Genomic DNA, 20118 nt, shown 5'->3' with positions numbered 1-20118 from the left:
TCATCAGTTAAGATTATAGGCTTGGGTTTCAAACAATGTCTATTAATTGCCTTCTGTTGAGCGTGTTCTGGAATATAACTACCAGCTGTACTTCCTCTACTTGGCGTGTTTCTTTTTAACTCTCTTGATACTGTACTTTTATTGACACCAATAATTATTGCTATTTGTGTAATAGTAATTCCTGTCTCTAATAATGCAGAGATTTGATACCTTTGTGACAAGGTCAATTGTTTATAATGTTTCATTCAAAACGAATATAAATATTGAGCCTAAAATAGATGGGGCTAGCCCCATCTATTTTAAATATTCGTGTTGCACTTATAACTTGAACTTAGATTTGAAAGATAAGACGAAAAAGATTTAGATTGAATTTAGATAATGGTAATAATTTCAAAATTTTGATCTCTAAATTGGACCTTATCACCAGTTGTTTTTCCAAGAAGTAGTCTGCCGATTGGTGTATTGGCTGAAATCGCATAAAATTTTTCATGAGCTACTATAAATTCTCCTGCACTCACCGCTACAAAATAATTAGCTTGAGTTGTGTAGGCTATACTTCCTAGTCCAATAATTTTGGTAGATTTAGAAACATCAATCTTAGATAATAATTGATTGACTTTTTGAATTTCTGCCAGTTGCTGTCCTGCCTTTTCTCTTTCTAACTGCAACATAGCACGACCTGTCTCATGCTTATCTCCAGCAGAACTTTTAGTCTCAGAAGTTAATGACTCTTGGATATCGTTGATCGTATGTTGAATGTTTTGAAAACGGTTATCAATAAAGGATTGGCATTGCTTATATAATTGTTCTTTTAGTTTCATTCAAAAATTTTAAAATGGTAATAATACCTATAAGGTTTCAAAACCTTGCAGGATAAAACTAGTGTTTGTCATCGCCTATTGCGTAATTTAATGGTCCAAAATAATTCATTTGTTTCATAATCCATGCTTTCCGGCCTTCAATGTAAGACGTTGCTGGATTTGCTCTATATCTTAATGGATTGGGTAATATTGAAGCAATCGCAGAAGCCTCCCGTTTTGATAAACTAGAAGCCGATTTTTTAAACCAATACTGTGAGGCAGCCTCTGCTCCATATATTCCTGGCCCCATTTCTATACTATTCAGATACACTTCCATAATCCGTTCTTTACTCCAGATTAACTCAATCAAAAACGTGAAATAGGTCTCTAAGCCTTTACGTAACCAACTGCGTTGTGGCCAAAGAAAAACGTTTTTTGCGGTTTGCTGACTTATAGAGCTCGCTCCCTTTAAACGTTTCCCTTTTTTATTATTTTCATACGCGTTTTCAATAGCCTTAACATCAAAACCATGATGCTTCAAAAAGTTTTGATCCTCACTACAAATTACAGCGAGTTCTAAGTTTTTGGAAATATCTTCAATAGGCACCCAATCGTGTTCCCAGCCTTTTTTACTCGCCTCTGTTTGTTGTATGTTTTTAATCATCATCAATGGTGTAATTGGCACAGGTACCCATTTAAAAACAAGAACGATTGTGATAGAAAAGATGAATAACCAAAAGACGGTTTTGAACACAAATTTAAAAATACGTTTGATAAATTTCATGACATGTAGAGGAACAGATGTGCAAAGCTAATCATTGCAAAAGAATTGGTGTATATTAATTATGAGATTAGTGTCTTTGCTTGAATAAGATCTGCTAATTCTTTCCCAATTAAACTCCCAATAGCAACTCCCATTCCTCCAAGACGAACGCCACAATACACGTTATTTGATAATTGTTTTAAGATAGGTTTTTTTTGTTGACCGACGCCCATTATTCCACTCCAACGATGCTCAATTTCAAAAGTTCTATTTGGCAAAATTGTAGTTTTTAATAATTCTTCAAGCTTGTTTTGAATACGAGATGTTTGGTTTAAATTGGTTGTTTCTTCACCTTTAAAATCTAGGTTTCGTCCGCCTCCAAATAAAATACGGTTATCAATATTTCTAAAATAATAATAGCCCTGATCTAAATGAAACGTGCCTTTTATCTGTAAATTATTTATAGGTTTTGTAATTAGAACTTGAGCTCTTGCTGGTTTTACTTCAGAAATATCTAAACTTGAAGCAAAGCCATTTGTAGCAATCAATAGCTTGGCTGTAGAAAACTCAAATTGGTTGGTCTTTACTTTTACTGAATTTTGGTCTTCAGAAAATTCCTCGACAACACTACTATTCAGTATTTTTATTCCCGCACTCAATACTAATTGTGTCAATGACACCATCATTTTTCCAGTATCTATTTGACCTTCAAATTTATTAAAACTTAAATTATCACTGCAGTTTTTAAAACCAAATGAGTTTGATTTAAAGCTGAAAACATCTGCATTAAATAAGGGCTTTAACAATAAATTGACATCTTCTTTTTTAGCTTCACACGCTTCTAATAAACCCTTTGTATTTGAAAACAATTCGTAACCTCCAAGTTCCTGATAATCGATAGCTGAATCCCCTAAAGTAGTTCGCAATAACTGTAGGCCTTCTATGCGCTTTTTGACGAGTTGAAACACCTCTTCTTCTGTGTGTGATTTGAGGTCTTCTATAATTTCACTTAAACTCCCAAAACAAGCAAACCCTGCGTTTTTTGTGCTTGCACCTTGTGGCAACATTCCTTTTTCTAGAATTAAAATTTTAGCTTTAGGAAATCGCTTTTTAAGTTGTAATGCGCAATTAAGTCCAACGATTCCACTGCCAACTATAGTGTAGTCGATGTTAGTGAGCCATGATTTTATTTCCCAATACGATAAGTTCAAAGTTGTTGAGTTGTTGAGTTGTTGAGTTGTTGAGTTGTTGAGTTGTTGAGTAAAAATAGTGAATTTTGGTTTGCTTGGTCTTAAAATTTAAAACTACATTTTAGTGGACACTTCTGTTAGGGATAGAAGCGATATCCTTTTTTGTTTTTACAAAAAAGATTTAGCGGATAGCCTGACGCTTTGAAGCGCTCTGCGAAAAAGGGAAACAGTAAAATACGATATAAACTAACTCTCAATTTTTTAAATAAAAAAACTCCGAAATTGCTTTCGGAGTTAATTGTATTATTGACTAAATAGTTATTCTACAATAATCTTTTTAGTTATTGTATTTCCACCATCGTTTATATTAAGTAAATATATTCCAGCATTAACGGTTGCTAAATTAATAGTCTCATTAAATTCTCCAGAACCATTGTTATACGTCGTATTAAAAACTGATCGACCTCTAATATCAAACACTTGTACATCGACATTATTTGAACTTGCGTTGAACTTGATATTGAATTCTCCGTTGTTTGGGTTTGGATACACTGATAATGTGTTTTCTAAATTTAACTCATCTACGCCTAAACTAACCGTAGTTGTACATAATTCTACAGACCACTCATTCACGACTCCAGTATCTCCATTGAAAAAATCTGCGAATACTAAATTCCATGTACCTGATGGGTTATTACCTGTAAAACCTGTCATAGAACTTGCAGGAGCATACGTACCAGTTGTTGGAGACGCACACAAAATGGCTGGCTCTCCATCTTTAAAGGTAATATCTATATCTTGAAATTGAGCTGTATTACAAGATCTTGCCCAGATATTGGCAAAACCGCCACCATTGGGTGCTTGCAGTTGCATAATTAAATCTCCTATATAAGAATGTGTAACATCTGCGGATACTCTAATGTCTGTAATTGCTGCAGTTTCGGTCACGGTTACAGGAATAAAAACTGGTGTCCCCTGAACATTAGCTCCACCTCCATCTGGAATGTTTGTTGATATTGCTCCGGTTGTATACGTATTACACACAGTTGTAACGGTTGCATTTAAAGAAAAATCGGTGGTGTTAATATTAAAGAAAATATTTCCAACAGACTCTACCATAACTCTACAAAATCCCGAGAACAGACCAGATGGCACTGTAATATCTTGACTTCCGTCGTTTGCTACATTTGTAGCTAAAGTTGTTTCATAGGTAAGACCTCCATCAATTGACAATAAAATATTCACATTAGCTGTGTTAATACCATTAGCTGTCGTTCCTGCAACATCCCAGGTAATTGTTTTCGTCTCGCCAGAACTCCATGAAATACCAGATGAATTTTGTGATGTTACGATAAATGGTCCTGCTGATGCATTTACTGTTGCCAACATAGCACTAACAGCAGTCTGACCTCCATCTGCATCGTTATCTCTTACTGTCAATCTGAAATTTAAATCTCTATTAACCGAAGCTAATTTTTCCCAAGCTGTTGAACCACCAGAATTAACTAAGTCTGACAATTGAGGTATATATCTTGTTGGAGTATTAGTCCCTTTAAAAGATCTTACAATTGGACCTAGAACCGTAGTTTCAGTTGGAGCACCTGTAGGGCCTAAATCGTACTGCTCCCAGGTGTATGTTAAGCTTGCGAGCCCATCATCATCTGTTGCTGACCCTGTAAGCTTATAAGGTGTTGAACTTGGGATTATAAAGTCGCCTCCAGCATTTGAAGTTGGTGCCGTGTTAGGTATTGCTACAAGGGTGGCACATTGACTATTACCATTGGTGATGTTATCAAAAATCTCATCTAAACTTTTTTGGTGAAAATAATCATCACTACTATTTTGGACATTCTGAGGTGCACAGATACCTGCATAAGCCATAATAGTAGAGCCACTTCCGGGCTCGTAAGCATTAGAAGCTGTTCTTTGCGTCAAACAACTTGTGCCTGGTGCATTACCATTAAATGTATGCGGACCACCATATTGATGTCCCATTTCATGACAAACATAATCCACATCGAAAGCGTCTCCAATAGGGTTGGGCAACCCAGTTACACCACGAGCCTTTGAGCTCGTACATGGAGAATTTAAGGCAGCTACACCACCACCTCCAGTACTAAAGACATGACCAATATCATAATTTGGTAAGCCTATATTTGCATTAACGGTTGTTTGGTTTTCATTCAACATTGCAAATCCATCGTCATTAGTATACGGATCGCTATTAACATCTGGACCTAAAAAAATGATACTTGTATTATCAACCATCAACATCGTGACAGATAGTTCTCTTTCATAAACTCCATTAACTCTAGTCATAGTATTTACCATTGCTGCCATCACGCCAGATAGTGTGCCTCCATGAAAAGTAGAGTATTCTACAGTACAGGCGATTGCTAGTCTAAACTCACGCATTATTCCATCATTAGCATTTCTGTTTGTACTTGGACCTACTTCACGATTTACATTATCGTCTACTTCATCAATATAGTCGCACACCCATTCGTCTGAATTATTACCTAAATTAGATTTAGAATATGACATATAATAACTACCATTTTCAGTATATGGATCCACAAAATGAGTTCCTTGTTCAGTAAAGGTCATTGTGTTAATTCCGTTTGAAGTAATACTAAATCGAATCGCATTTATTGGGTTTTCTATGCTTTGTCCAACATAACTGCGCATATTTGGAAATTGTAGTTGTAAAGCCTCTTCCATAATTGGCGCTTCTTTAATCCTGTAAGACTCTAAGTTTCCATTTGCATTTGGAAATTGTACAACTACCTGAGATTGTTCAAAAAATATTTTTCTATTTGGAGCCGATTGTAATGATTGTCTTAGACCTTCAATGTCTAATTGATAAAAATCAGCTTTTGCTGGTTCTACTTTTCTAATAGCGAGTTGGCCTTTTGAGGCTTGATCTTTTGTTATTTTAGTCCAGAAAGATTTGCCCTGCTGAGCAAAACCAGATACTGAGCAGATTACTACTGCCATAAAAACTAAAGTAGCTTTAGTGTAATTTTGTTTCATGTTGTTTATTTCTAGTTAATTAATTGATAAATGTACACCTAGATTTTTAACCTACAAAACATTGAAAGCTAAAATAGTTTATCTTTAAAAGATGAAAGCTTTAGTATTATATATAATGATGAGTCTCTTATTAGCATGTAATGTTAATAAGAATATCTCTAAAGACTCTGTTCCAAGCGACGTAGTTTCTTTGTGTCCCGATGACGGGATCTGTAAATTTGAAGTGTTAGAAAACAAAAAATTCAGTTTAAAAACGGATGAATTTGGTAATGGTTATTCTGAATTAGTTAGTGGAGACAAAACTGTTCTAAAATTCACGTATGACAGAACGACTATACCACATGTTAAGGATGGCAATTATTCTGAAATTATTTATATAGAAATAGAAAACAAAATATCCTCCATAAAATTACAAGACAAAGCAATTGGAGCCGTTAAAGCTGGGTTCTCAAGAATATGCTATTGTAAAGGTCAAACAGGGACTTTTCCAATAAAAGTTGGGTCCTTAAATCTTACGAAGCTTGAAGACGATTCCTATCAACTTATATTCGATTTCACTGTTACTGAAGTTCCGCAGATTATAAAATCAATTAATGAGGCATTTATACTAAAATAAAAAGCGACTAAATTTAGTCGCTTTTATTTTAGTCTTCTTCAATAGGTTGAATTTTGAAATCTTCCATAAATTTAGTGGTATAATTACCTGATAAATAATCTGGATGATCCATCAACTGTCTATGAAATGGAATTGTTGTTTTTATACCTTCAATAACGAATTCATCTAAAGCTCGTTTCATTTTATTAATCGCTTCTTCTCGAGTTTGCGCAGTTGTAATTAACTTAGCAATCATTGAATCGTAGTTTGGCGGAATAGAGTAACCTGCATAAACATGAGTATCTAATCTCACACCATGACCTCCTGGAGCATGTAATGTTGTAATACGTCCTGGTGATGGTCTAAAGTCGTTAAAAGGATCCTCTGCATTAATACGACACTCAATAGAATGTAGTTGTGGTAAATAGTTTTTTCCTGAAATTGGAACACCTGCAGCTACCAATATTTGCTCACGAATCAAATCAAAATCAATAACTTGCTCTGTAATTGGATGCTCTACTTGAATACGCGTGTTCATTTCCATGAAGAAGAAATTACGGTGTTTATCTACCAAAAATTCTACTGTTCCTGCACCTTCATATTTAATATATTCGGCAGCTTTAACTGCTGCTTCACCCATTTTTTTACGCAAAGCAGTCGTCATAAATGGCGACGGTACTTCTTCTGTTAATTTTTGGTGACGTCTTTGTATAGAACAATCTCTCTCTGATAAATGACATGCCTTACCCGTTGAGTCTCCAACAATTTGAATTTCGATATGTCTTGGCTCTTCGATGAGTTTCTCCATGTACATATCATCATTTCCAAAGGCTGCTTTAGATTCTGCTCTTGCAGATTCCCAAGCGTTTTCAAGGTCTTCTGGTTTCCAAACTGCACGCATACCTTTTCCACCACCACCTGCAGATGCTTTAAGCATCACTGGGTAACCCGTTTCTAGAGCTACTTTTTTGCAATCTTCAAAATCTTCGATAATACCTTCGCTTCCTGGTACACAAGGGACTCCAGCTTCAAGCATTGTCGCTTTAGCATTAGCCTTGTCTCCCATTCTATCAATCATTTCTGGCGATGCACCAATAAATTTGATGTCATGCTCTTCACAGATTTTAGAAAATTTAGCATTCTCTGATAAAAACCCATATCCAGGATGAATAGCATCAGCATTTGTGATTTCTGCTGCTGCTATAATATTTGATATTTTAAGGTATGATTCGCTACTTGCTGGAGGACCAATACAAACTGCTTCATCTGCAAACTTAACATGTAGGCTTTCTGCGTCTGCTGTAGAGTACACTGCTACAGTTTTTATACCCATTTCTTTACAGGTTCTAATAACACGTAGTGCAATTTCCCCTCTATTGGCTATTAATATTTTTTTAAACATAACTGTTTTGTATTTAAAATTTCAAATTCCAAATTCCGCATTTTAAGGAATTGTATTTTGGAATCTTAAATTTGGTTATGATGGATCAACTAAAAATAAGGGTTGATCAAATTCTACTGGAGATGAATCATCTACTAAAATCTTAACGATTTTCCCTGATACTTCAGATTCTATTTCATTGAATAATTTCATTGCTTCAATAACGCAAAGTACGTCTCCTTCACTAATAGAAGTTCCTATCTCAACAAACATTGGTTTATCAGGTGATGGTTTACGATAAAATGTTCCAATAATTGGTGATTTTATAGTTATATATTTTGACTCTTCTGACACAGCTGGTGTCTCTGCAACTGGAGTAGCAGATTGAACTGGAGTAGAAGGCATCCCTTGAGCTACTGCTTGATTAACTGGTATTTGTTGAACGTAGGTCGTTGATTCTCCCCTATCATCTCCACCTGTTCTAATGGTAATTTTTATATCATCCATTTCTAATTTAACCTCACTTGCACCTGATTTAGCGACAAATTTGATTAAGTTCTGAATTTCTTTAATATCCATAATTAATAGTCTTATTAGTTAGTTAAAAATTGGTTATGAATTGTATGCCCATTTTAAATAAATAGAGCCCCAAGTAAATCCCCCTCCAAAAGCAGCGAAAATTACTTTATCATTTTTTTTAAGTTGTGATTCGTAATCGTTTAAAAGTAAAGGTAAGGTTGCTGATGTTGTGTTTCCATATTTATGGATATTCATCATCACCTTTGCTAAATCTAAAGACACTCTTTTTGCAGTTGCCTCTATAATTCTCTTGTTAGCTTGATGTGCTGCTAACCACGCAATATCATCGTTGGTTATGTTATTTCGCTTCATGATACGCTCAGTGACATCTGCCATATTAGAAACTGCATTCTTAAAGACAGTTTTTCCTTCTTGAAATAGGTAATGTTTGCTTTCGTTGAATGTGTCTGCTGTAATTGGATATGACGATCCTCCATAGGTTGCCTGAAGAAATTCTCGTCCGTTACCATCACTTCTTAATAATTCATCTTGAACACCTAACCCTTCGGTGTTTGGCTCAAACAAAACTGCTCCTGCGCCATCGCCAAAAATAATACACGTCGCTCTATCCTTATAATTGATAAACGAGGAATTTTTATCGGCTCCTATAAGTAGTATGTTCTTGTATTTTCCTGATTCGATATAACTTGACGCTACAGACATTCCAAACAAAAAACTAGAACATGCAGCTTCCAAATCAAAGGAAAATGCATTTGTTGCACCTATCTCTGTTGCGGTATAAGCTGCAGTTGAAGCAGCTTTCATATCTGGTGATGCAGTTGCAACGATTACCAACTCTATATCTTTAGGATCAATCCCCTTCTTATTAATGAGGTCTTTAGCTGCCTCAATTGCTAAAAAGGATGTCCCTTTACCTTCTTCTTTAAGAATTCTTCGTTCTTTGATACCTGTTCGCGCAGTAATCCATTCGTCATTTGTATCGACCAATGTTTCCAAGATTTGGTTGGTCAATCGATACTCAGGCACGTAAGCTCCTACTCCTGTAATTGCAGCTGTGATTTTACTCATACTAGGTTTTTAAAAAACAGTCTTAGATAGATAAAAAACTCGTCAAAAAAAAGATATGTTTTTAATGAAATTACTAAAATCTAAACGATTATGATGCAAATTAAGTCGTTTTTAAGACTTTGAGAAATTAAACATAAAAAAAACGCTCAGTGATGAGCGTTTTATTATATGCATGCATAATACTTATGCTAAATTTTCCTCTTTCTCAGAGTTATCGATTAATACTTGACCTCTGTAATACAGTTTGCCTTCATGCCAATGCGCTCTGTGGTAAAGATGTGCTTCTCCTGTAGTAGGACAAGTAGCTATAGTAGGTACAGAAGCTTTGTAATGTGTTCTTCTTTTATCTCTTCTTGTTCTCGATATTTTTCTCTTTGGATGTGCCATTTTATATGTTATTTATCCGTTAATAGTTTTTTTAATGTATTCCAACGAGGATCAATCTCCTCTGATGTTTCTTCTTTTTCGCCTAAACTTTTAGGACTTAACTCTTCTAATCTTTTAAGTATGTCTGAATTTAAGGTTCCATCCTCGACTCCTGGATGAATTCTCTTTGCTGGCATTGATAATATGATTAACTCATATATATATTGTGCAACATTAAGCTCGTATTCTCCATGAGGAATGATTAATATATCCTCAAATTCGTCATTGTAAACATCTCCAAAGTTCACTACTAATTTAAATTCACCTTCTACCATTTGGTCATAAGGTTCATTAGTGATGTCACAGTTTACATTTACACTACCTACAATTTCAAAATACAACTCTAAAAAAGTTGATTTTTTTTCAAAAACTAACTCTGCTTTTATATTGACATCATTGAAATCGTCATACTCAAAATACTCAAAGAACTTTTTATCAATCTGATAATCAAAATAATGCTTTTCTGCTTTAAGACCAATAAACGGTATTGTAAATTCCTTCAAAGCCTTTATCATCGCATTTATTTTGAGCCTGCAAATATATTAATTTTAATTAATTAAACTATGGTTATAAACAAAAAATGTTGATAACCTATTTATCTCTTGGCCGCGTTTGTTTTTCTAAGCGTTTAGGTGCCTTTTTTAAAGGGTTTTTAGAATATTCATCATATTCTTGTCTACTATTAAAAATTTCAATAGCCTTAAACACAGCCTCTTTAAATGAGCCATTATCTGCTTCACCTTTTCCAGCAATTTCAAATGCAGTACCATGATCTGGTGATGTTCTTATTTTACTTAAGCCAGCAGTGTAATTTACGCCATGACCAAAGGTAATGGTTTTGAAAGGTATTAGGCCTTGATCGTGATATGATGCTATGATGGCATCAAAGTTTTTATAGTTACCAGAACCAAAAAAGCTATCAGCAGAATAAGGTCCATATACCATTTTATCTTTTATCGCTTCTAAAGTTGGTCTTAATATCTTATCATCTTCTTCACCAATGACACCATTATCTCCTGCATGTGGATTAATGCCTAAAACTGCAATTTTAGGTTTTCTAATTCCGAAATCTTCAACTAAAGATTTATAAACAATATTTATTTTTTCATTTATAAGTTCTGCAGTAATTTGACTAGATACGTCTTTTACAGGTACATGGTCTGTAAGTAGACCGACTTTTAAAGTATCTGTGATCATGAACATCAACGTTTTCCCTCCTAATTTTTCGGCTAAATAATTAGTATGACCTGGAAATTTAAAACTGTCTGACTGAATATTGTGCTTGTGAATTGGGGCCGTAACCAAAACATCAATAGCGTTATCCTTTAGAGCATTCGTTGCTGCTTCTAATGATTTAATTGAATATTCTCCAATCTTCAAATCTTCTTCACCAAAATTGATATTTACATTCTCTTTCCAAACATTGACAATATTAACTTTGCCATCAACAATTTCATCTGTATGATTTATACCATGAAAATTGATGCTGCTCTCAAAGTGTTTTTTAAAAAAAGACATTGTTTTTACTGAACCAAAAATTATTGGTGTACAAAACTCTAACATTCGACTGTCTTCAAAAGTTTTAAGTATTATTTCAGATCCAATCCCGTTAAGATCTCCTATTGAAATTCCTAATTTTATTTTTTTGTCTTTTTCCATTAAGATGTTTTCTAATGTTTGTAATTTTGTAATTGCAAATTTAACCAATTATTCGACACTATGTTTACAGGTATTATTGAAGATTTAGGGATTGTTACAAAGCTTGATAAACAACAAGGCAATCTACATTTAACTGTTAAGAGTACTCTTACTAACGAATTAAAAATCGACCAAAGCGTTGCTCATAATGGTATTTGCTTAACAGTTGTCGCTATTTCTGGTGACAACTATACAGTTACAGCTATCAAAGAAACTATTGATAAAACTAATATTGGTGATTTACAGCAAGGAGATATTATAAACCTAGAGCGCGCTATGAAACTTGGTGACCGCTTAGATGGACATATCGTGCAAGGGCATGTGGACCAAGTTGGAACCTGTGAGAGCGTTAAAGAAGAAAACGGGAGTTGGCTATATAGCTTTAGCTATGATGCCTCGTTAGGTAATGTTACTATTGAAAAGGGCTCAGCAACTGTGAATGGTGTGAGTTTAACTGTAGTGAATTCTAAAAAAAATAATTTTAGTGTCGCTATAATCCCTTATACCTATGAACACACCAATTTTAAGCACTTAAAAAAAGGTTCTAAAATAAATTTAGAATTTGATGTTTTAGGTAAATATATACAAAAGCTCTACCAAGCTAGACTATAGTTGAACCTATGATGCCCCGTAAACACGTAAGTATTAGTCTTTAGAATTCTGAATTGTTTTTTTTATTCCGAAGAAAGCGCCTACAACTAGAGCTAAGGTTGTAAACCCATCAATAGGTAAACCTGGAGGTGGTGGTGGCATTGGCGGAGGCGGATTTCCACCCTGGGCTGCGCATACAAAACTTATTAAAACAAATAAGATTGAGGCTAAAATTTTCTTATTTTGTATTTTCATTAGAGCGTAAATGTATAAAAAAAAAGGTCTTCACAAAATTTAATTACAACACATTATCCTTAAAGCGCATAAATATTCGATGAAATACACTCTTTTAACAAAAAAGTTAAAGTTATACTAATAAAAAAAAAAAACATTTCATAATTTGATCAATGGCCTCAATGATTTTCTAGATACCCTAGGTGACCTTAATTATGGTTACTTTCTGTAAGTAACTCATTATCAAACAAAAAGTTTCATCACTTACAAAATTGGCTTAACGGTGCATTTGATCTAATATTTCAATAACCTCAGCTTTCTTTCTTACTGATACTGGAACATTCTCTCCATTTTTAAGCATTAAATACCCACCATCTGTTTTTATAAAAGCACTTATATATTGTAGATTCACTAAATGGCTTTGATGAATTCTCAAAAACCCAATAGGTTTTAGCAAATCTGCAAAATATTTTAAGGTCTTAGTCACAAATATTTTGCGTCCTTCTTTTAGATGAAACGTCGTGTTATTACTATCTGATTCACAACGAACAATATCCTCTAAGTTGACAATGATAATTTTATCGAGGGTGTGTAACGAAATTTTATTTGGCTTTTTATCTGGCGCCGTTAAGGTGTCTTTTAAAATGGTTAAACGCTCCTTATTAGGTTGTATCTGCAGCTTTGCGCGTTCTATAGCGTCTCCTAGTTCGGCATGAGCATATGGTTTCAAGACATAGTCTATAGCTGCAAACTTGAATGCTTTAATAGCGAACTCATCACTAGCTGTTACAAAAATAATTTTTGATTTTAACTCCGGAAAAATCTCCAACACGTCAAACCCTGTGCCATCTCCCAACATAATGTCTAGGAACAATATATCTGGCTGATCCTTGCCAAGCACTTTAGCTGCCTCTACCACGCTTTGTGCTGTATTTATAATTTTTATATCTGGATGATGGGTTTCAATGTCACTTTGTAAAAGCTTCATTGCATCTATCATATCTTCTACTATGATTGCTGTCAACATAATTAATAATCTGTTTCTAATGGAATTTTAAACACAATAGTCGTACCTCCAATACGTCCATCCTTAAGTTTTATTTCAGACATCTCTAAAGCATTTTTCCCAGAAATGGATTCTAATCGCTCTTTGGTCACAGTTAATGCCATAGATTGGTGATCTGTTTTTTGTTTATGCTGCTGCGAGCTGAATATACCAATACCGTTATCTGTAATTGTAACTTTTAAAAACTTTTTATTATTTGTAAACTCTACTTTTAGCTCTCCCTGTCTTGGTCCTTTTAGAATGCCATGTCTTATAGCGTTTTCAATGAATGGCTGTATGAGCATTGGTGGTATTAGGATTTCTTCGGCATCTAAATCTGTTTTCAAATCAATACGGTACTCAAACGGTTTTTCGGCCATCAAGCGTTCTACTTCTATATAATGGCGTATGGTTTTAATTTCTTGATCTAGAGAAATCGTTTCTTTTCTTGAATTTATTAATGTTTCTCGCAGTAATGTTGCAAAACTATTAACCGTTTCATTCATTTTGTCAAGCTTTGTTGGTGCCATTGCTTTTATCCCATTGAGCACATTAAAAATAAAATGCGGATTCATTTGTAAACGCAGCGCCTTTTGCTCTAAGGTTAGTAAATGATTCTCAAGTTCTAATCTCTTTTTATCTTCAGAATTTTTTCGTTTTAAACGTTTTATATATTGATGGACGAAAAAAACGAGTACTAAAATTACAGCTCCAATTAGTAAGCCCTGAAACCATAGTTTTTTATATAAGGGACGTTCAACAAAAAACGGAAACTTTAAGATCTCACTCTCTTTCCACCTATGGTTTCTAGACTGAACAAAGAAATTATGATCTCCAAAATTAAGCTCTGGTAAATCCTGTGAATTATTTTTAGACCAAGGGCTCCACTCATTATCATTTAATTTATAACGGTATTCAACACCATTTGGGTGATCTAAATCTACCGTTTTAAACGAAAAACTCATTTGCCTTTGATCTGGATTCAATTTTAAAACGGTATTAAAATTAGCCTCTGTAGCTGTAATCGCAGCTATACTCTCAAACTCTACTTGAACGTCTTCTAGAAATAGCTTAGGTTTTTCGGTGTCACGAGCGATTTCTGTTGGTTGGTATTCTGTTAACCCATAAAGCGCACCAAACCACAAATGACCATTTTCATCCTTATCTACTGCATTGAGACAGGTTTCAACACCCAAAAACCCGTCATTTCTTCCAAAGAAAAAAGCATCTTTTATACTATTATCTTTATCTAGTTCTAATTTATCAACGCCTCGTTCTGTTCCAACCCAAAGATAATCTTGGTCATCAAAAATAAGTTGATATATATTTTCTGAAGTGCTTTTTTTTGCGCCTTCTAATTTTTTAAATGAACTGAAATCTTCGTCATTAGACCACCAAATACCTTTTCCTGCGGTACCTAAATACAGTATTTCCTCTTTAAAAACTATTGCGTTAATTGCTGTATTTCGCTTTAAAACCGCACCCAAATGTGAAACTTTATTATTAAAAATAAAGCCTAAATGTCCGTTTTTGGTCGCATACCACAAACGGTTATCTTCATCTTTAACCATGTCTTTAATATAAAGATCTGCAATACCCTCTGCTGTGGCAAAAGTTTTTAAAACCTGTAAACTATCTGTTTTGGGATTGTAATTAAACTCTACAATTCCGCTAGAGTAAGTCGCTGCATAAATAGCATCACTTGTTACCTGTATTTTTCTAATCCAATCAAACGGAAACCCATTATCTGTATTTAGAACTTTAGTGATCTCTATTGCCTTCGGAAATGTAACCATTGTATTTTTTATGGTATCAATTGCAATAGAGTCTCTAATCGTTTTCCCTTTAAAGAGCACTCCTCTGCCATCAGATCCCGCCCAAATGTTTCCGTTTTCATCACTGGTAATGGTTTTTATTTTCACTTCGGAAAACGCTTCGGGAATATCAATATCATGAACGCCATAATTGTCAATTCGTATCAAGCCAGCTTCAGAATTTGAAATCCATATCGCCTTGTTGCTATGATGAACTGCATAGACGCGATTTCCATTGAGGCCTGTTTCAATATTATAATGTTTAAAACTATTTTGAAAATATTTATACAATCCCCCTCCAGAAGTTGCGATCCAAATGTTAGACTGTTTGTCTTTAAAAACTTGTCTCACATGAGGAACAGATACACCGTTGGTTGTATTAAGCACTAAGATTTCTGACCAAGACTTTGTATCTATTACAGACACACCATCATGCTGTGTCGCGACCCAAATTTGATTATTTATAAGTGTAGTACTATTAATTCTTAGTGGCTCACGAATGAGTATCTGGTCCTCAAAATCACGAGAATCAAATACAATGGTACCATCATTAAATGTTGATGCTATAATTTTATTCTCAAAACCAATTATAGATTTAAAATCACCACTTTCTAACTTCTCTATGTGGTCAGGAACTGAAACTTGACCATCAAATTTCCAAAGACCGTCTTGAGTTGCCAACCAATAATTATTATCAAAATAAATAAGATCATTAGCCTTAACAGTATCTATATCTCGATGCAGATTTGCTTTTTTTACTGATAAATTTTCATCAATGACGTAAACGCCTTTAATGGTCAATACTACAATTTGATCCTCAAAAACGGACATCTTATTAATTTCTGGAGTATCAATAGTTAAGAACTTATTTTTTAGTTTAACTGAGAGTCCGCGTTTTGTTCCAATATATACCGTATCATTTTTAGTTGTGATTGCATTTATATAATTAGACACTAAACCATTAGTCTCATTATAAACCTTAAAGGTTTTTCCATCAAAACGCGCTAATCCTCCGCCTTGTGTCCCCAACCACAAATAGCCTTTATCATCTTGAGCTATCGCATACACTTGAGATTGCGGTAAACCGTCTTCTAAAGTTAAGGCTTGAAGTTGCTTGTTTTGAGAATTTAGGGTGAGTGAAATTCCGAAGAACAAAAAAAAGAGTTTATATAGTGTTATAGGTTTCAATATGGACTTCATTTATAAATGCAACTTACAATTTTGAATGCATTTTTTTATACTTCTAGTATTTCTATTTTTTGTTTATTCTAAGTGAATTTTAAAATGAACGTTAATAAATTTAAATTATATCTTCTTTAGATAAGACAGAAAATATAAGTATAGCCCTAGTTAGCGTTCTATTTTATATTGAAATAAAAAGGGGCTAGAAGCCCCTTCAATAGATTGTTTCGAAGTTTATTTGGTCTGACATGAAAAAGCGCTGCAATCCTGAAGAGATACAGCGCTAAAAACAATCGCTAAACATCAATTTACTAACTCTTTATTTGTTTTCGAATTCGCAGGATACTGCATAATTATCTTGTTGTAATTCTATTTTTTCTAAGGCGACTAAGGTTGTCGTTTGCATCAATTTATTGTTTTTAAATACAATATAAGAGTTGCTGCTTGTCACGTCGCAGCTTTCACTATCTGGATTACATAATGTAATCACATCTGTACCATAGGTGTTCTCTTGTTTATTGATAATACTCACCAAATCGTGTGTTAAGAATTCTGACTTTACATAGATCTTGTCTATTTCTTCTCCATTTTTTACTGCTCTAATTTGGAAACACTTGTAGCCCTTATAATCAACTCCTGCTTCGCCGAACACGAATTTAATTTCTGGATTCATCTGGCTTACCATTGTTTTTTGTGAAATGAGTCCGCCCCAAATCCATCCTACTTGTGGTCCCATTTTTATTTTATAAAACCTACTGGTTACACCATTAATAATTTGTGAACGCTCACTTTTTGCTAACAACCTCACATGGGTTCCTATTGAAATCGTTGTTAGTTTTTCACACTGTACAGAGGCACAATCTCTAAGTGCAACATCATCCCCTAACAGGTATTGTGACGCCTTTGCTGCTGAATTGGTGTAGACCTCAAATTCTACTTCTTGATTTTGAGCATAAATATCTGAAGCGATAAATAGCATTGCAAGAATCATTACTGCTTGAAAAAGTTTAGATACTCTTGTTTGTGTGTTGTTTTCTTTTTGGGTATTCTTTAAAGTCTTCATAATATTTTGTTTTATGGGTTACACTATTTGTTTGATACTTTAAAGATATATGGAGACTTCAATAAAATTTGGACGCTTCTAGAATTCGTAGGCAAGGGTTTAGAATTCGTTAAAAAATAGGTTTAGAAATTGAAAAACCTTCGAAGAGGAAGGTTATAAAACTGTATTTTAATTCTATTTATAAGAAGTTTAACGCTAATTGATATGTAATAGGTTAAGAAAGGACAACGCACTACTACCATTAGCTTTTAATATCTTTTGATAGTTCAACTTTTTCATATGCCAACTTCACCTCAACTTCTCCATATTTACGCTCTAGACGTCTTATAGTAAAATGTGCAGTTGCCATTTTTTGAAAATGATCTACAAATACATAATTTAAACTACCACCTCCAATAGCACCAACTATAGGGAGTGCTTGTGCTAAAAATTTTTCGCTAATTAACAGGCTTAATCTGGTTGCTATTTTAGATATGAAATTACTCAGTGCGCCAGATCCTAGTGTACTTGCGCCTTTTACGAAAGTATCTAACCCTAGTTTTACACCAGTGGCTGAAACGTTGCTCAACGCCGAATTTAATGCGATACGCGTCGTATAGTAACTGGTTTCGAGACCGTCATCATCGTTGGACTCTCCTCCCAATGCAAATACCTCGAGACATGACATTTGCCCCTCTAAGGTATAAATATTTTCACCTTCACTGCGTGCAATATCCATAATGGTGCGCATTAGAAACTTGGTAGTGATTGTTAATTCTGACGCAAAAATCGCAGTTCCAAAGCCTGTAGTGGCTCCAAAAAACCCGCTAAGTGCTCCACTACTAGTAACAATGCTTTTATAAATTATTTTAGATGGCTTTCTAAAAGTTTTGTTTTTTTGAATCGTGATTAAATTAGCTTTAATAACTTTTAATAAAGCAGTCTGCGTCATACTTTGCAACTTAACTACCACTTTTTCTGGAACGAAAGTAATACCCGTTTCTAGGGTGTCACCAATTTTATTGATGTTTCGCATTGCCCAACTTATATTTTGCATGTTGGATTTTGCTTGCTTTAGAGCCTCTAAATCTTTAGGTGTTATGGGATTTATAATTAATTTCAAGTGATTAGATCTGGGTTATATTTTAATATTATGATTCTACTTAAAAGCTACATGTTGTGCTAATACTTGTCGCTCAATATAAAAAATGTTACAGGAATGTTATGAGATAAGCTGCTCAAATCCAAATTAAAAGAAGTCTCTATTGCCTTGATTAAAGACAAATCTCAGTTTTATTAGGAAACCGTTCGACAGAAAGAAAGGAGATTTACACCCCTATTATCGTGAAGCTCTTTAAGACGATAAAGAACCCTCTAGATCTCTGAGAATATAATTGAGATATATACAACATATGTTATATATATCCTATATTTGGGTGTATATATAACATATGTTGTATATACTATTGTTGCCAACAATATGAAAAACAGCCTCATAACATTAATAATTCTTTTGTTTTTTCAATTTATAAATGGTCAAGAAATTGATTTATCAAAATGGAAAATCGATAGTTTACCTGTTACTCTGAAAAAGTTGAGTGAAGCTAATAACTCGAAGTTACATTGGTCTTTCAGTAGATTAAATGACACAATAAGAATTGTAGAAAATACTCACACTCGAATTAATGGAGACAAATTGCCTTTCCCAATTGATAGTATCAAAAACATAAGTGGTACAAAATATATTAAAACCGTTTTTAATGGTTATTTAATTGGATATAATCGTGGTGAATTTGGAGGTGGATTAAAGTATGTATCGTTATATAATGATTATGGTTATCATGTAGAGCTAATAAATAAAAAAGAAGAATGGAAATATAGTTATGTTTCCAGAAATGTTCGTGAAATTTTTGAATTTAATGGTAAAATCTATGCATTGAGAGGATTGGCTCACATGACACTTAATAATGGAGGACTTTATGAAATAATTTTTAAAGATGGGAAATGGAGATATCAGTACATTTCTACTTTACCTGGAACACCAAGTATTGTCTTTGAATATAATAATTTAGTATATATTGTTACAACAGAGCATATTTTAAAATTTGATGAACTGGGTAATCTTAATACAATTTTGAAATCACCTTTTTATTGGGGTTCATTGTATCCTACAAATGCCTTTATTAAAGACAAGGATATTTATTTAGCAATGAGAAAAGGAATATTGATTATCAGAAACTTTCAAATTAAGCCCAGTTATGAATGGTACATAAAATAAATACTGTTGGCAACAACGTGTATAATTAATTGCTTGGTTCTCGCCTACTTGGAAATTCCTTCGGTATTTCCTCTGGTTCGTTTTCTTTTACTATTTTAGTTGCTTAACCACGCAACTCCTATGTTTGTAAAAGAAGTTAATTCATATATAAATTTAGCAATAATAAAGTGAAAAAAGTGAGAGTACACACGCAACTAAATAACTCTAGAAGTATATTGTTGGTTAGAAATCACCTCACTTTTTTTATATCTTTTAGAGTTTGAACAGAATGTAAGGAATAATTAGTCAAAGTTATATCCAGAATATCCAACTAGGAGAAAAAACGAGGAAAGATAGTCACTTTATATGCTATTAAAAATCATGTAAAATGAAAGAAGTCTTAAAACAAGTGTTGGGCGTTGACGTAGCTCAAAAAGAATTAGTAGTAACTTTAGGGAA

The 20118-nt window shown here is 33.8% G+C and carries 19 protein-coding genes; 3 read left to right on the top strand and 16 right to left on the bottom strand.

Translation table 11 applies throughout. The annotated features are described in order from the left end of the window. The 5 genes from H593_RS0114440 to H593_RS0114420 all read right to left on the bottom strand — a co-directional run. Window positions 1–245: helix-turn-helix domain-containing protein (locus tag H593_RS0114440; RefSeq protein WP_028873090.1), on the bottom strand; the 245-nt coding region annotated here is incomplete at its 3' end. 126 nt (window positions 246–371) lie between these two features. Then, window positions 372–821 carry a 3-oxoacyl-ACP synthase gene (locus tag H593_RS0114435; RefSeq protein ID WP_028873089.1) on the bottom strand — a complete coding sequence of 150 codons (450 nt, stop codon included), beginning with the start codon at window positions 819–821 and terminating at the stop codon, window positions 372–374. Between the two features lie 58 nt (window positions 822–879). Beyond that, the gene (mtgA, locus tag H593_RS0114430; protein WP_037052500.1) at window positions 880–1584 is read right to left on the bottom strand and encodes a monofunctional biosynthetic peptidoglycan transglycosylase; all 705 of its coding nucleotides are present in this window, start codon (window positions 1582–1584) and stop codon (window positions 880–882) included. A 59-nt stretch (window positions 1585–1643) separates the two neighbouring features. Next, the gene (locus H593_RS0114425) at window positions 1644–2774 is read right to left on the bottom strand and encodes an NAD(P)/FAD-dependent oxidoreductase (protein ID WP_028873087.1); all 1131 of its coding nucleotides are present in this window, start codon (window positions 2772–2774) and stop codon (window positions 1644–1646) included. Between the two features lie 297 nt (window positions 2775–3071). Then, window positions 3072–5786 (bottom strand): reprolysin-like metallopeptidase, encoded by a 2715-nt coding sequence (locus H593_RS0114420; protein WP_028873086.1) that lies wholly within the window; start codon window positions 5784–5786, stop codon window positions 3072–3074. Between the two features lie 91 nt (window positions 5787–5877). On the opposite strand from H593_RS0114420, the gene H593_RS19360 reads away from it, so the two are divergent. Next, window positions 5878–6402, top strand: a complete 525-nt coding sequence (locus H593_RS19360) for a hypothetical protein (protein ID WP_051229760.1) — start codon at window positions 5878–5880, stop codon at window positions 6400–6402. A 28-nt stretch (window positions 6403–6430) separates the two neighbouring features. Here H593_RS19360 and accC read toward each other — a convergent pair whose 3' ends face one another. The 6 genes from accC to pdxA all read right to left on the bottom strand — a co-directional run bounded on the left by accC (window position 6431) and on the right by pdxA (window position 11455). Beyond that, window positions 6431–7783, bottom strand: coding sequence for an acetyl-CoA carboxylase biotin carboxylase subunit (gene accC, locus H593_RS0114410; RefSeq protein WP_028873085.1), 1353 nt, complete (start codon window positions 7781–7783; stop codon window positions 6431–6433). A 75-nt stretch (window positions 7784–7858) separates the two neighbouring features. Next, entirely contained in the window at window positions 7859–8341 is a 483-nt protein-coding gene (gene accB, locus H593_RS0114405; protein WP_028873084.1) for an acetyl-CoA carboxylase biotin carboxyl carrier protein, read from the bottom strand. A gap of 33 nt (window positions 8342–8374) precedes the next feature. Continuing rightward, window positions 8375–9370, bottom strand: coding sequence for a beta-ketoacyl-ACP synthase III (locus H593_RS0114400; RefSeq protein WP_028873083.1), 996 nt, complete (start codon window positions 9368–9370; stop codon window positions 8375–8377). Window positions 9371–9553: 183 nt separating this feature from the next. After that, window positions 9554–9757, bottom strand: coding sequence for a 50S ribosomal protein L32 (gene rpmF / locus H593_RS0114395; protein ID WP_028873082.1), 204 nt, complete (start codon window positions 9755–9757; stop codon window positions 9554–9556). Between the two features lie 8 nt (window positions 9758–9765). Next, complete coding sequence (locus tag H593_RS0114390) at window positions 9766–10308, bottom strand: YceD family protein (protein ID WP_028873081.1); 543 nt, start codon at window positions 10306–10308, stop codon at window positions 9766–9768. A 79-nt stretch (window positions 10309–10387) separates the two neighbouring features. After that, a complete protein-coding gene (gene pdxA / locus H593_RS0114385; protein ID WP_037052498.1) occupies window positions 10388–11455 on the bottom strand; it encodes a 4-hydroxythreonine-4-phosphate dehydrogenase PdxA in 1068 nt (355 codons plus the stop codon). A gap of 60 nt (window positions 11456–11515) precedes the next feature. Between pdxA and H593_RS0114380 the strand changes: the two genes are divergently transcribed. Continuing rightward, window positions 11516–12106 carry a riboflavin synthase gene (locus H593_RS0114380; protein WP_028873079.1) on the top strand — a complete coding sequence of 197 codons (591 nt, stop codon included), beginning with the start codon at window positions 11516–11518 and terminating at the stop codon, window positions 12104–12106. Between the two features lie 33 nt (window positions 12107–12139). Here H593_RS0114380 and H593_RS0114375 read toward each other — a convergent pair whose 3' ends face one another. The 5 genes from H593_RS0114375 to H593_RS0114355 form a co-directional block, all read right to left on the bottom strand. Continuing rightward, complete coding sequence (locus H593_RS0114375; RefSeq protein WP_028873078.1) at window positions 12140–12340, bottom strand: hypothetical protein; 201 nt, start codon at window positions 12338–12340, stop codon at window positions 12140–12142. A 256-nt stretch (window positions 12341–12596) separates the two neighbouring features. Beyond that, window positions 12597–13346, bottom strand: a complete 750-nt coding sequence (locus H593_RS0114370) for a LytR/AlgR family response regulator transcription factor (protein WP_028873077.1) — start codon at window positions 13344–13346, stop codon at window positions 12597–12599. A 2-nt stretch (window positions 13347–13348) separates the two neighbouring features. Then, window positions 13349–16378, bottom strand: a complete 3030-nt coding sequence (locus H593_RS0114365; RefSeq protein WP_084142339.1) for a ligand-binding sensor domain-containing protein — start codon at window positions 16376–16378, stop codon at window positions 13349–13351. A 301-nt stretch (window positions 16379–16679) separates the two neighbouring features. Then, window positions 16680–17423: a hypothetical protein gene (locus H593_RS0114360; RefSeq protein WP_028873075.1), complete on the bottom strand. Its 744-nt coding sequence runs from the start codon at window positions 17421–17423 to the stop codon at window positions 16680–16682. Between the two features lie 241 nt (window positions 17424–17664). Next, entirely contained in the window at window positions 17665–18525 is an 861-nt protein-coding gene (locus tag H593_RS0114355; RefSeq protein ID WP_051229759.1) for an EcsC family protein, read from the bottom strand. 357 nt (window positions 18526–18882) lie between these two features. On the opposite strand from H593_RS0114355, the gene H593_RS0114350 reads away from it, so the two are divergent. Next, window positions 18883–19680: a hypothetical protein gene (locus tag H593_RS0114350; RefSeq protein ID WP_028873073.1), complete on the top strand. Its 798-nt coding sequence runs from the start codon at window positions 18883–18885 to the stop codon at window positions 19678–19680. Window positions 19681–20118 lie beyond the last annotated feature (438 nt).

Source organism: Psychroserpens burtonensis DSM 12212, from assembly GCF_000425305.1.
Taxonomy (GTDB): domain Bacteria; phylum Bacteroidota; class Bacteroidia; order Flavobacteriales; family Flavobacteriaceae; genus Psychroserpens; species Psychroserpens burtonensis.
Note: the sequence above shows the minus strand (reverse complement) of the source record. Positions and strands in the feature narration are given on the sequence as shown.